We start from the raw sequence: 13339 nt of genomic DNA on the forward strand, positions 1-13339 counted from the left end.
CACCTGTTTGTGCCGCTTCGGCAGATGGTTGACAGGTAAGTCGGCTGATCCTTGACCTCGATGAGGGAGTTAACCGTGGACGAGCAGAAGTATCCGGCGGCTAGAACGGCGACATCAGGATGTTCTAGCTGGAGCGAGGTGCTGCCGGCGAGGGCTTATCAACCATGTTGCGTACTCCCGCCATGGCGATGGCGATAGCCCGACGGGCTGCGGCTTGGACCTGTTCGGTGGTGTCGCCGCGTTGCAGGCAGATCAGCGCGGCGGCCAGGGCTGCGCCCATGAGTGAGCCAATGACAGCGCCGGCTGCCGGGGCGTCGAGAAGGTCGGAGTAGCTGTCGTGAAGCGCCTCGGCAAGGCGGGTTTCGGCTTGGAAATACCGGTGCAGGGTGGCCGCCTGCACTGCGGGCACCGAGACGATCATGGGCAGCCGCACCGACGCCAACCCACCGTCGATTTCGTCTCTGACCGCGTCGGCCAACATGTGCTCCATGACTTTCACCAGAACATCAGGCATGCGGTCGTCGGGTTGGCGCTGCGTGATGATCGCGACCGCATCGTCGATGCGTGCCGACAGGTGCGGGAAAAGAACTTCGTCTTTACTCGCAAAGTGGTTGAAGAAGGTCTTGGTTGACATCTCGGCGGCCGCGGCGATCTCAGCGACGGTGGTCTGCTCGTAGCCCTTCTCTTCAAACAGCCGCATGGCCGCACTGATCAGCGCCTGGCGGGTGCGCTGGCGCTTGCGGTCGCGCAAACCGAGTTCGTCAGTCGAGCGTGGAAACGTCATCTACATTCAGAGTAGCAGTACATTCGATAGAGACTTACACTCGATATAATCATGTTGCCAAAGCGGGTGCTTCTCTGCGATGGGAGTTCTGTAATGGGCAGTTTGGAGGGCCGGGTGGCGCTGATCACCGGGGCGGGTCGGGGGATCGGCCGGGCCGAGGCGCTGTTTTTCGCTGCGGAAGGTGCACGCGTGGTGGTCAACGATCGCGGCGTCGAACGTAACGGGACTGGCGCCGATGCCGGCCTTGCCCAAGCCGTGGTCGACGAGATCACCGTGGCCGGGGGCAACGCGATCGCCAATAGCGACGACGTGACCGACTGGCAGGGCGCGCGCCGCATGATCGATGCGGCGACCGAGGCCTACGGGGACCTGCACATCCTGGTCAACAACGCGGGTATCGACAACCACGCGGCGCTTGAGACCATCACCGAAGACCAATTCGACTCGGTCATCGCGGTCAACCTCAAAGGCACCTTCGCGGTCAGCCGCTGGGCGGCGCACTACTGGCGTGGCCAGGTCGACCAGCATGGTTCGGGCGTGGACCGGGTGATCATCAACACGGCTTCCGAGTCAGGTCTCACCCAACCGCTGCCGCTGCAGTCCAACTACGCCGCCTCCAAAGCCGGTGTGGCGGCGATGACCATCGTGCACGCCCTGGAGCTCAGCCGCCTCGGGGTGCGGGTCAACTGCCTGGTGCCCAGCATGATCCGCACCCGCACCAGCCTAGATTTCGTTCCGGGCTTTTCAGAGGCACCCCCCAAGGGGCAGTTCGATCCGCGCGACCCGATACGGATCGCGCCGGTGGCCGCCTACCTGGCCAGCGCCGACTGCCCGATGACCGGCCAATTCTTGACAGTTCGCGGCTCCACCGTCACCTTGCTGCGCGGCTGGGCACCCGACGGGCAGGTGCAGCGCGGCGAGGAGCCATGGACGGTCGCCGATCTGGCACCCGAACTCGAGGCCCTGCCCCGCGAGGACGTGATGGCCGGACTCATGGCCTTTTTTGAGGAAGCTGTAGGACCAGCCGAGCTGCAGGTGCTCGCCGACTACGCAAACACCTACTTTCAACAAAGCCCATCCGAATAGCCACTGCGACAGCTCAATTCACTTAAGAAGGGGCCACAGCATGCGCGCGGGCGTGTTCCATAACGGCAAGTTTGCCGTAGTCGATGTCGCCGATCCCCGACCCGAACCCGGCCAGCTGCTGGTGCGCACACTCGCGTGCGGCATCTGCGGCACGGATCTGCATTTCCTGCGCGATGCCCAAACCATCGTGGGCATCAACGACGAGCTGTGGCCGACCCTGGGTCCCGCCGCCGTCGGTGACTCCCACGTCGACCTATCCAAAGACGTCTTCATGGGCCATGAATTCTGCGCAGAAGTACTCGAAGCCGGCCCGGACACCGACGGCCCACCCCCGGGCAGCACAGTGGTGTCGGTGCCCGTCCTCCTCTCGAAGAGCGGCGTGCACCGCCTGACCTACAACAATGATTACCCGGGTGGTTACGCCCAACTGATGCTGCTGTCAGCGCCGCTGGTCGTGCCGGTGCCGAATGGCCTGCGGCCACAGCTGGCCGCGCTCACCGAACCGCTGGCCGTCGGCGTGCACGCCGTCGCCAAATCAGCGCTGCAGCCCGGGGAAACCGCCGTCGTGCTTGGGTGCGGGCCGATCGGACTGGCGATTATCGCCGCATTACGCATCGCCGGGGTCCACACCGTGATCGGCGCCGACTTCTCGCCCCGCCGCAGGGAACTCGCCGAGCTGATGGGCGCGACCCAAACCGTCGACCCCGCAGCCGAATCCGCCGTCCGGGCCGGGCGACGCGCAGCCGGTACCGCTGCGCTCGTGGTCTTTGAGGCAGTGGGCGTGCCAGGAATCATCCAACAAATCATGCACGACGTCCCCATCGGTGCCCGCATAGTCGTCGCGGGGCTATGCATGCAGCCCGACACGATCGTGCCCTACTACGGGATCGCCAAGGAACTCTCGGTCCAATTCGTCGTCGCATACAGCCTTGACGAGTTCGCCAGCGCGCTCGCCGCCATCGCCGACGGCCGCGTCGATGTCACCCCGATGATCACCGGCGCGGTGGGCCTCGACGGCCTGTCGGGCGCATTTGACGCGCTCGCCGATCCCGCCCAACACTGCAAAATCCTGGTCGAACCCGCCAAGCCGTGACCGCACCCAGCGTTATTCGCTACCAGAACATGACCAGGTCGGAGCGACATGGCAGAGATCGAAAAGGCTAGTCTCACAGGGACGCAGCAGACCGCGCTGATAGGGCTATACGGCAAAGCCCTCGATAGCCGTCAGCCAGACTCGATACTTTCCGATCGAGAGGCCGATCAGGCCCTGCACCGGGTGGACTGCGACTTCGCCGCGTTGCGGCTGCGCCGGCGCGACCAAATTTCGGCCGCAGTGCGGGCCAAGGCCTACGACAGGTGGGTGCAGCGCTTCATCGACGTGCACCCCGAATGCGTTGTGCTGCATCTGGGCTGCGGACTGGACACCCGGGTCTACCGGGTCAACCCGCCAGCCACTGTCGACTGGTATGACATCGACCTGCCTGAGGTCATCGGGCTGCGGCGGCGGCTCTTCTCGCCACGTGCAGGTCTACATACCATCGCCGCCTCGGTCACCGATCCCGCGCTGCTCAACACCATCCCCGCCGACAAGCCGGTCGTGGTCGTCGCCGAAGGATTGACACCGTATCTGCGCGCTGCCGATGGCGTCGCGATGCTGCGACGCATCACCGAACGCTTCCCCAGCGGTGAATTGGTTTTCGACGGCTACAGCCCGGCGGGAGTGTGCGGGCTGCAACGCTACCCACCAGTGAAAGCCTCTGGCGCCCAACTCGACTGGAGTATCAACGACCCGCACGACCTAGCAAAAGCGGTCCCCGGCCTGATCTTTGACTCCGAATCGTGGTACTGGGATCCAGTCGAGATCAAGCAACACTACTCGCGGCTCTATAGGCACCTCATGCCGATCCTGTTCCACATCACCCCGATACGCCGATTCGGCCGAGCCCTGCACTACCACTTCGACCACCCCAGTGCCCAGCGATCACAACCACGGGACTAACCGCCCACACCTGCCGCCCCCGCGCACGTGTGCGCAGCCGCGCAGCTCGACCACACGCTTGACAAGCTGCTCCGCCAACGTCCAGCACCATGGCGGGACCACCTGCGGAATTCCGTGAACGCTGCGGCCGGGAATTACGCGAACGTCGACATAGCGGCGACCGGTCGAGGCGGGACTTTGTCCCCTGCCCCTCGGCGAAGTGGTGTGCTCCAATCCGGGAGTACCGCGCTCAGGCCAGTCGGCTTGTCTTGAAAAGTCAAGAGCTCGTCCTGATTTGTCAAGACTTTCCCAGCGGCGGTGCCGCACCGTGGCACTACAACCAATTCAAGAAGCAGACCTCGACTGGAGGTTGGAGATGACTGAGATCACCGGCGGCGAGTTGTTCGCGCGCGCTCTTCAAGCGGAAGGGATCGAGTTTGTCTTCGGGCTGCCCTGTCCGGAGATCGACCCGCTGCTGGCGCAATTGCAACCACATGGCATCAGGATGGTACCGGTGCGGCACGAAGCGGCCGGCGTCCACATGGCCGAGGGGCTGTACAAGACCACCGGCAAGGTCGCCGCCGTGCTGGGCAACCCCGGTCCGGGCTCGGCCAACCTGCTGCCCGGCGTGATCACCGCGCTGCACGAGGGCGTTCCGGTGCTGGCCATCACCTCCCAGCACCGCCTCGGCATCGTCTACCCGTCGCCGCCGTCCACCTTTCAGGGACAAGACCAACTCGACCTCTTTCGCCCGGCGGTGAAGTGGGGCGGCCCCATCTTCGAGTGGGCCCGTATCCCCGAGGTGTTGCGAATGGCGTTCCGCGAAATGCACAGTGGCCGCCCCGGTCCCGTCCACATCGAGCTGCCGGCACCGATCCTCTACGAGACCGGCGATCCCGAGACCGCGCCCGTACTGGCGCCGGCTGCCTACCGGGTGGGTCCGCCGCAGCCGTCGGATCGCCAGCTCGACGAGGCGGCCGCGCTCCTGGCCGCGGCGAAGCGTCCGGTGCTGATCGCAGGCCAGGGCGTGGATCGCGCCGACGCACGCGATCGTGTACTCGAGATTGCCGAGCGGCTCGCCTGCCCCGCGATGAGCTCGATGGCGGGCCGCGCGAGCGTCCCGGGCGACCACCCCAACTACGTCTTCGGCTTCGGCCCCGGCGGTGACCTTGCGCGCAGCGAGGCCGACGTCTTGCTCGTCGTCGGCTCGCGGATGGGCAATCTCGATGTCCCCTATGACACCTACTGGGGCGACCCAAGGGACAAGCGACTCATCCAAATCGACATCGATCCCCGCAATTTCGGTGTCACGCGGGCCCTGCACATGGGCATCCTCGCCGACGCCCACACCGCGCTCGACGGTATCGCCGCTCGGCTGCGTGCGATCGACTCCGGCGCGCGTGATGGCGCGGATCTGGCGCGTTACCGCCGGCTCGACGAGCAGGTACGGACGCAGATGGCCACGCCGATCCTGGAATGGCAGGGCCCGGGCATCCATCCCGCGCACGCGTTGGGTGCCATCGGTGCGGCGTTCGGTCCGGACGCGGTCTACACCGTCGATGGTGGCAACACCTCGCTGTGGGCCTACACCATGCTGCCGCCGACCCGGCCGCGTTCGTATCACTCCATCCTCGAACTCGGCATGCTCGGCACCGGCATCCCGTCGGCAATCGGCGCCAAACTCGGCGCACCTGAGCGCGACGTCGTCTGCGTCACCGGAGACGGGGCGGCCGGATTCAACATGATGGAACTGCAGACCGCCGCCCGCGAGGACGTCAACGTCACGGTGATCGTATTCGCTGAGGGCTCATGGACGATGGAGGAAATCAACGAGCTGCAGTTGTATGGCACGACATTCGGAACCGCGCAGGGCGAAATCCGTTGGGACGTCGTGGCGCAAGGCCTTGGCTGCCACGGCGAATACGTCGATCGCATCGAGGACCTCGATGGCGCCTTGCGGCGTTCGCGCGAGCACGAGGGCCCGAGCGTCGTGTGCCTGCGCACCGACCACGACGCCAACCTGTCCATACCCGCCGAGATGGCGGCGCGATTTTTCGAGGTCTACTCCGGCCCGGCGAAACCAGCCATGGTCTAGGGGAGACGCCCATGGCCAAGAACATGGAGGTGGCCGAAAACCGTGGTACTGACCGAGGAGTTGCGATCATGACCACACCCGGCTCGCCGGCAGACCGCAAGGACGGCAGCGCCGCGAGCGACTGACCGGGGCTGCGGCGTCGGCTTACGACAGTAATGTTGCACCGATGGACGGTGTGGCAGAACTGGTGCCGGTGCTACCGGCGCACCGCTTCGATGAGGCCGCCCTGGCACGGTACCTGCGCGGCCAACTGCCAGGCTTCGACGGTCAACTCAGGATTCGCCAGTTTCAAGGCGGGCAGAGCAACCCGACGTTCCACCTGCAGACCGCCGGTGGCGAGTACGTCCTTCGCAAGAAGCCGCCGGGCAGGTTGCTGCCCCGGGCGCATGACGTAGAGCGCGAACACCGCGTCATGTCGGCGTTGCGAGACACCGATGTGCCGGTGCCGCGCATGCGGCTATTGTGCAACGACGAATCCATCATCGGCACAACGTTTTTCGTCATGGATTACCTCCCTGGACGCATCTTTCATGATCCGGCGTTGCCCGCCGTCGGTCCGGCGCACCGCGCGGCGATCTACGAGGACCTCGCGCGGGTGCTTGCCGCGCTGCACGGAGTGGACTGGCGTGCGGCAGGACTCGAGGGGTTCGGCAGACCGGAGGGGTACCTGCAGCGTCAGGTGGCGCTGTGGACGAGGCAGTGGCAGGCCGCGCGCGTGGAGGACATGCCGGCGATGGACCGGTTGGCGCAATGGCTGCCAGAACACCTGCCAGCGGACGACGAGCCGGCGTGCATCGCGCACGGCGACTACCGCCTGGGTAACGTCCTGATCCACCCGACCGAGCCCCGGATTGTCGCGGTCCTGGACTGGGAGCTGGCAACCATCGGCCATCCGTTGGCTGACCTCGGCTATACCTGTCTGACCTACCATCTATCGCCGGAATTCAGCGGCACCAGGGGTGTGGCGGGCGAGGACCTGACGGGCACCGGCATACCCGATGAGCAAGCATTCGTCGCGAGTTACTGTCGCCATGCGGACCGAGAGCCACCTAGCTCGCTCGACGCCTTCATCGTGTTCTCCATGTTCCGCCTTGCCTCCATCACCGCCGGCGTGTGGCGGCGCGGGCTCGACGGCAACGCGGCCGACTCCCGGGCCGGCTCAGCGGACGTCCGGGACCGCTACCGCGCCCTGGCGCAGAGCGCGTGGGCTCTCGCACAACAACTTTCGGGCGGATAGAGCGTGCGCGCCACCCTCACCGCGGCTTCAACGCGCGCCCGGGGGCGGTTCTGGCGCGAATCGTGCCTGGACCGGAGACGGGCCCGGAACCGCTGTCCTGCAGACGATTAAAGGCTTGTGGCGGTTCACTTCGCCTGCCGCGCGGGTCGCCGTCAAGTAACTCGCGATCCGGTTCGAGCCCCGCCCACGTCAGCGACGGTTCGGCCGCTAAGTCGGAAAGTCGGAATCAGTGCCCCGCGACGGCCTGCACCAGCATGGTCGCGGACGGGCTCGACAACACCCAGTTCCCGTTCTGATTGACAAACATGAGCGGCTTCGTGACCGGCGCCGACAGCTTCGGTCCCGAGACGGCCACATCGGACATGACCGTGGTCGGACCGTTCTGTTGGATGTTGGATACGACAAACGACAACGGGAGCTGCCCGTTCCGGTAGGCCACTCGCAGCTCATGATCCATCTGGTGGCCCTCGCCCGACCCGATGCCGCCCTCGACCAGGCCATCTTTGGTCCTATACGACACGCCCGGATTGGAAAGGTCGTTGAGGATGCCAGTCAACTGGTCAGGGGTCGGGAGGATCATTGTCGACGCGGGTTGCGGCGGGTCCTGCGGTAGCGGCGCGCCGACCGAGGCCAGTTGCACCTGAGGCAGGCCCGCAGGCGCGATACCCGATGCGCTGGATGCCAGCCCGGCGGCGCCACCGCCCACGACGGCCAGTGCAGCCGCGCTGACGGCAAGTGATTTCATGGATTTCATGGCTCTCCCTGTTTTGCGCATGGACGTGCGGGGCTGCTCCCCGCATCTATATGCCGACGATGCGTACTGGCACATCGTGCATCAATAAGTGGGCGCAAAACTGCTCTGTATCAATCGGTATCAATCTGTGAGGAAACTGTAGTGCCGCTCCTCATGCCCGATTCATGCCAAAATCGCTGGCATTAGAAATTGAGAACGGTTTGATGCGCACGATCGCATCGCTGGGGGACGTCAAGACGCGTGGACCACAGCACTAAGCGACTTGCGTTCCGGGAACACCGGCTGGGTTGTCTGCCGGTTGGGAGAAGGTCGAGCAACCAGAGCCGGCCGTCGCCGACAGACGGTCCAATCGGCAGCGTAGGATGAGCACCACATGCCGGTCAGGTCGACCAGCGGCTCGGAGGGGTCCTTTATGATGCTCCTCGCCATCGGTCTGATAGGGGCGGTGGCGGGGCGAACGGATCCCACTGTCGGCGCGCCGCGGCGGTCAAAGACAAAGCCACCCCTTATCTTGTACTGAGCGGCCTCCAGGTTTGCCGTGCTCGGGTACCCGATCAACGAACAAGGTTGAGGCGCAGGCAAATTAGATCCACCTCATAAGCCTGTGAATCAGCTAAGTCCGCCGGCCCAGAGGGAACGGCCGACCCGCTAGGCGCGTTGAGCGATCGAGGGAGTGGCCTCGGGGACTGACGGGGCTCGCCGTGCACGTGAACGCTGAACTCCCACAGGGAAATTTCAAGAGAAGGAAGCCATGGCGATTACCGACGTTCCAGCTTTTGCCCACTTGACTGCGGAAGACATCGAGAATCTGGCCGTCGAACTGGACGCGATCCGCCGGGACGTCGAGGATTCTCTTGCTGAGCGCGACGCGCGCTACATCCGGCGCACCATTGCCGCGCAACGCGCCCTCGATATCGCCGGACGGCTCCTGTTGGCCGGAAGCTCGAAACGCTCGGCATGGTGGGCGGGGACCCTGACCCTTGGTCTGGCCAAAATCATCGAGAACATGGAAATCGGTCACAACGTCATGCACGGCCAATGGAATTGGATGAACGATCCCGAGATCCACTCCACGACATGGGAGTGGGACATGAGCGCGGCATCAAAACATTGGATCGCCTCCCACAACCATCAGCACCACAAGTACACCAACATCCTCGGCATGGATGACGACGTGGGCTACTTCATCCTGCGGGTGACGCGCGACCAGCCCTGGGAAGGCTTCAATCTCGGCAACCTGCTGTTCAACGCCCTGCTCGCGCTGGGATTTGAGTGGGGAATCGGCCTGCAGACCGTCGACTTGGAAAAGCTGTTGACAGCCGGGCCGGAGCGCGACGGCGTCCTCGAGAAGACGCGTGAGTTCTCGACCAAGGCCGGGCGGCAGGTCTTCAAGGATTACCTGGCGTTCCCGGCGCTCACCTCCTTGTCACCGGCGGCGACGTACACCTCGACGCTGACGGCCAACGCGGCGGCCAACGTGATCCGCAACGTGTGGGCTAACGCCGTCATCTTCTGCGGGCACTTTCCCGATGGCGCGGAGAAGTTCACCAAGACCGACATGATCGGCGAAACGAAGGGCCAGTGGTACCTGCGCCAGATGCTCGGCAGCGCCAACTTCGAGGCCGGGCCGGTGCTGCGGTTCATCAGCGGCAACCTGTGCCACCAGATCGAACACCATTTGTACCCCGACCTGCCGAGCAACCGGCTGCACGAGGTCTCGGTGCGGGTGCGCGCGTTGTGCGACAAATACGACCTGCCTTACACCACAGGCTCTTTTGTGATGCAGTACGCCAAGACTTGGCGCACCATCGCCAAGCTGTCACTGCCGAACAAATACTTGCGCGACACGGTCGACGACGCGCCGGAAACCCGCAGCGAGCGAATGTTCGCTGAACTCGAGCCCGGCTTCGCCAGGACCGACCGGGCGTCGGGGCGTCGTCGCGGTCTCAAGACCGCGATAGCGGCGGTCCGCCAATGGCGTCGGGAATCGGTCACCGCAGCGGCACCCGCTGACACACCAGGTTCAATTGGGGATCGCGTGCGTGTGCCCCAAGCGAGGCGCACAACTCCGTCGACGGGCCGAGGTGGGGCATTCCCGGTCAATTGATTCCAGCCTGTGACCTACCCTCCTGAAGTCTGCCGTTACGGAGCGGCGGACCAAACCGCCCCGGTCATCCGGCCGCGTTGGGCAACAGCGCCGGGCAGTTCCCCGCGGCGTCCGTCGCCAGTTCGAAGTGCCACAGCTCGTTGGCGTAAATCCGGCACAGCCCGAAGCGCGACCCGTTGGCGATGAGTCACTGGTCGGCGCCCGGACCCCCGACGTCGACCGCCTCGCCGGTGACGTGCTTGGACATCTCCGGGGTCTGCACGTATTGCCGCGCCGCGGCGAGGCTGCCGTAGGTCCGGACGGCGTTGTCGAGCAGCCGCTGTTGAAACTCCGGCGACCGCCAGCCCGAGGTGATGGTCATGGTGACGCCGTCCGCGGCGGCCGCATTCGCGGCACCCTGGATCGCTTTCAACAGCGCCGGGTCGAGGCGCGCGATCGCTGAGTATTGGATGTCGAACGGCGTCAGTTGGCCCCCGCTGGGCAGGGAACCGTCGCCGGGGTCAGCGGGAGGAGCCAATGGGACGGTGTGGTCGGCAAGCCTGGTGTGCGGTGCCGGCGGATCAGACGGCGCGAGGACTCCGAAGGCCGCGGCAATGGCGGCGGCCAACGTAACTGATCGCATGCTTCCTCTCCTGGCTGTCCCCCGACACTCTACCGATGGGGGCTGGTCAGACCTGACCGGTGGAAAACGGTTGCGTCTCTTGGCCCGCCAAGGCGATGAAGTTATAGATCGGCGTAGTGTCGTAGGTGTAGTGAGATGCATTGGGGCCGGCCGCCAAGAACATTCCCCCGTTGTAGATCGCCTCGGTGATGGAGATGATTTCTTCAACCGATGTGGTCGGGTTCACCAGCTTCAACGCGTCGCGGAGAATTGCGAATATGTTTGGACTGTTTGCATTTTGGACGATGTTATAGATCTGCGTTTCGATGACACCCGGGCCGGCCTCCGCTGTCCACGGGTTGGGGCCGACCGGTGCGTCGGTGTAAATGTCGTTGCCGACGCCGATAGTGTTGACGAAATCCCCCCAGAAATGCGTGACCGGCGTCAGTAGGTGGGGTGCCACGTCCGCGGGCATCATGCAGGCCGGGCCTGCGACGCCGCCGGTGACAACACCGTCAACGTCGGCCGGCATCGGCCATCCCGCGAACTGGTTGCCGGAAGCGAAACCCGGCAGCCGGAGAGGGTTTCCCCAAACTCCCACCGCGACAATGCGGTTCGCGATCTGCGGATTCAGCCACGCGATCGTGTGCAGGAATTGGCAGACGACGATGGCGCCCTGTGAATACCCGAGCAGGATGATGGAATTGTCCGGATAGGACGGCGCCCCGGCTGGTGGATTGATTTGCGTGCAAAGCCTGTTCAGCTCGGCGACGCCGGCGTCCACGCTCGGGCCCATGGGGAACACGCTGGCCGGGTAGTTACCGACGGGCTGCCAGTAGAACAGGTCTGGAAACGCGGTCGCCAGTGCGTAACCTACGCCGGCGGGTTGCGGTGGCGCGGTGTTCCACATGTCGACACCGGTTCCCGATACGGTCATCACTATGTGTGGCATCATCCGACCTTCCACGTGTTCTGAGGTGCGAACCAGGGCTCGAAGGTGGAGTGCCCAGTCCTTGGCAATCCGACACTCCCGAGGTCAGACGTTCGGCGTCCGGCCGCGCCTGCCGGGGTCTGCCGTTTACGTCCAGAATTCGTTCATGGGTTGGGCGTACATGTCGTTGGCGGTGAGCGGACCCAGGGCTCCCGGCGTAGGACTCAAGGCGTCTTCGATGGTCGCCATCAGGCCGTACTGGTCGTAGTGGCCGGTGGCGACGAAGTGGCCCGATTGCATCCCGCCCAGCGTCACGGCGCCCTGGTTGGGGATGACGATCATGGGGACGTTGTTGCCCTGGTTGCCGATGCCCAGCGACAGGTTGTTGTAGTCCTCGTCCCAGGTGATGATGATCGCGTCCTTCTGTGTCGGGTCGGTCCACGTCGGCGAGCCCTGAATGGTGGACACCTGTTGCTGGACGAACTGGTCACCGGCGGCGATGTTGTACTGGTGCGTCGTGAGCTGGCTGCCCAGAAAGCGCAGAGCGCCGGTGGGAGTGCTGACGGGGCCTTCCATGTTGTAGGACTCGTTGGCGGCAAGCCAGGCGAATTGCGGTGCGGTATTGGGGTTTTGCAGGTCGGTGCTCAAATTCGTCAGCGGGAGCAGGTGGGTCGGCAGGTAGGCCGGGTTGGGGTTGGCGTAGACGTAGTTGAACATGGCGAAGGGTAGTTGGTCGACGGCGTAGTCACCCGAGTTGGTGATGGCACCGGGGTAGGGCATGCTCTGCGCGTAGCCGGCCCAGGTGACGCCCGACGAATCCATTCTTGCCATGAGGTTGTTGTTTCCGTAGATGACGTTCGGCGGCGGGTTGACGTCGATGCCGTAGTCCGTTCCGCCCAGGATCCGGAAGTAGTTGGGGTCGCTGGGGTGACCGAGGGCGTAGTAGTTGTCGGCGTATCCGTAGCTGTTGATCAGGGCGTTGATGTAGGGCGCGTTCGGGCTGCCGAGGATGTCACCGACGCCGTGGTTCTCCATGTAGATCAGGAACACGTGATCCAGATGGCCGACGTTGGACACCGGTGGGGTGAGGGACGGCTGGGCGAGGCTTGGATCGCCGACGGTGAACGACAGGTTGTCGGCGAAGGCGTTGTTGTAGTTGCCGAGCACCGGGTTGTGGTCGGCGAAGGTCACGGTCACCACGGCTTTGGTGGTGCCCACCGGGATCGTCCCGGAGACGTCCCGTGCCTGGAACCCGGTGAGTCCCAGGCGATCCAGCGCCGTGACCGACCCGGTCGAGCCGGTGCCCAGAACGGCACCGTTGGCATTGAGGAAGGTGACCTGCGTCGAGGCCGAGGACGGGTCGCCCAGGTAGCCGCCGAGCATTCCACTCAGCGTGTACGGCGTCGTGCCGGTGTTGATTTTCCCGGCTGCAGTGGACAGGTTGACGACCTGGCTGATGGTGGACGTGGCCACGGGTCCGCCGCCGGCGAAATTGCTGCCGCCGCCCGGGGGCGGGGTGCCTGGGAAGCTCAAGAAGCCCGGCAGATCCGGGATCGAGAACGGCCCGGGATAACCGCGCGGGGTGCCGTACGCGATCACCGTCGGTGTGCCCGTCACCGTCCAGCCCGGAATGGTCACCCCGCTATAGCCCGACCCGGACGGGTCTGCCGTCTCGAAGCCGGGGTTGACGAGCAGGTTCGGGCTCATCGGCAGTCCGGGGACCCCGTTTCGGCCCAGCAGCAGCCCGCCGGCTCCCACGGTGCCGG

9 protein-coding genes and 2 pseudogenes are annotated in these 13339 nt (G+C 64.9%); 6 read left to right on the forward strand and 5 right to left on the reverse strand.

What is annotated here, in order from left to right; translation table 11 throughout:
• Positions 1-124 precede the first annotated feature (124 nt).
• Positions 125-784, reverse strand: a complete 660-nt coding sequence (locus tag A5705_RS24850; RefSeq protein ID WP_068280615.1) for a TetR/AcrR family transcriptional regulator — start codon at positions 782-784, stop codon at positions 125-127.
• A gap of 93 nt (positions 785-877) precedes the next feature.
• On the opposite strand from A5705_RS24850, the gene A5705_RS24855 reads away from it, so the two are divergent.
• From A5705_RS24855 to A5705_RS24875, 5 genes are all read left to right on the forward strand, one after another.
• A complete protein-coding gene (locus A5705_RS24855) occupies positions 878-1870 on the forward strand; it encodes an SDR family NAD(P)-dependent oxidoreductase (protein ID WP_068280617.1) in 993 nt (330 codons plus the stop codon).
• A 40-nt stretch (positions 1871-1910) separates the two neighbouring features.
• The gene (locus A5705_RS24860; RefSeq protein ID WP_068280620.1) at positions 1911-2963 is read left to right on the forward strand and encodes a zinc-binding dehydrogenase; all 1053 of its coding nucleotides are present in this window, start codon (positions 1911-1913) and stop codon (positions 2961-2963) included.
• Between the two features lie 48 nt (positions 2964-3011).
• Positions 3012-3869 (forward strand): class I SAM-dependent methyltransferase, encoded by an 858-nt coding sequence (locus A5705_RS24865; RefSeq protein ID WP_068280623.1) that lies wholly within the window; start codon positions 3012-3014, stop codon positions 3867-3869.
• A gap of 355 nt (positions 3870-4224) precedes the next feature.
• The gene (locus tag A5705_RS24870; protein ID WP_068280626.1) at positions 4225-5943 is read left to right on the forward strand and encodes a thiamine pyrophosphate-binding protein; all 1719 of its coding nucleotides are present in this window, start codon (positions 4225-4227) and stop codon (positions 5941-5943) included.
• 166 nt (positions 5944-6109) lie between these two features.
• Positions 6110-7180 carry a phosphotransferase gene (locus tag A5705_RS24875; RefSeq protein WP_068280628.1) on the forward strand — a complete coding sequence of 357 codons (1071 nt, stop codon included), beginning with the start codon at positions 6110-6112 and terminating at the stop codon, positions 7178-7180.
• A gap of 226 nt (positions 7181-7406) precedes the next feature.
• Here the strand turns inward: A5705_RS24875 and A5705_RS24880 are convergent, their stop codons facing one another.
• On the reverse strand, positions 7407-7934 hold the full coding sequence (locus tag A5705_RS24880; protein WP_068280631.1) for a hypothetical protein: 528 nt from the start codon (positions 7932-7934) through the stop codon (positions 7407-7409).
• A 751-nt stretch (positions 7935-8685) separates the two neighbouring features.
• On the opposite strand from A5705_RS24880, the pseudogene A5705_RS24885 reads away from it, so the two are divergent.
• A pseudogene (locus A5705_RS24885) lies at positions 8686-9918 on the forward strand (fatty acid desaturase); the annotation flags it as partial.
• A gap of 187 nt (positions 9919-10105) precedes the next feature.
• Here A5705_RS24885 and A5705_RS24890 read toward each other — a convergent pair.
• The 3 genes and pseudogenes from A5705_RS24890 to A5705_RS24900 form a co-directional block, all read right to left on the reverse strand.
• A pseudogene (locus tag A5705_RS24890) lies at positions 10106-10663 on the reverse strand (M15 family metallopeptidase).
• A gap of 46 nt (positions 10664-10709) precedes the next feature.
• Positions 10710-11579 carry a cutinase family protein gene (locus A5705_RS24895; RefSeq protein WP_197521330.1) on the reverse strand — a complete coding sequence of 290 codons (870 nt, stop codon included), beginning with the start codon at positions 11577-11579 and terminating at the stop codon, positions 10710-10712.
• A gap of 141 nt (positions 11580-11720) precedes the next feature.
• Positions 11721-13339 (reverse strand): alkaline phosphatase family protein (locus A5705_RS24900; RefSeq protein ID WP_156763224.1); only part of this gene is annotated, 1619 nt, incomplete at its 5' end.

Origin of the sequence: Mycobacterium sp. E787 (genome assembly GCF_001668725.1) — a bacterium.
Taxonomy (GTDB): Bacteria; Actinomycetota; Actinomycetes; order Mycobacteriales; family Mycobacteriaceae; genus Mycobacterium.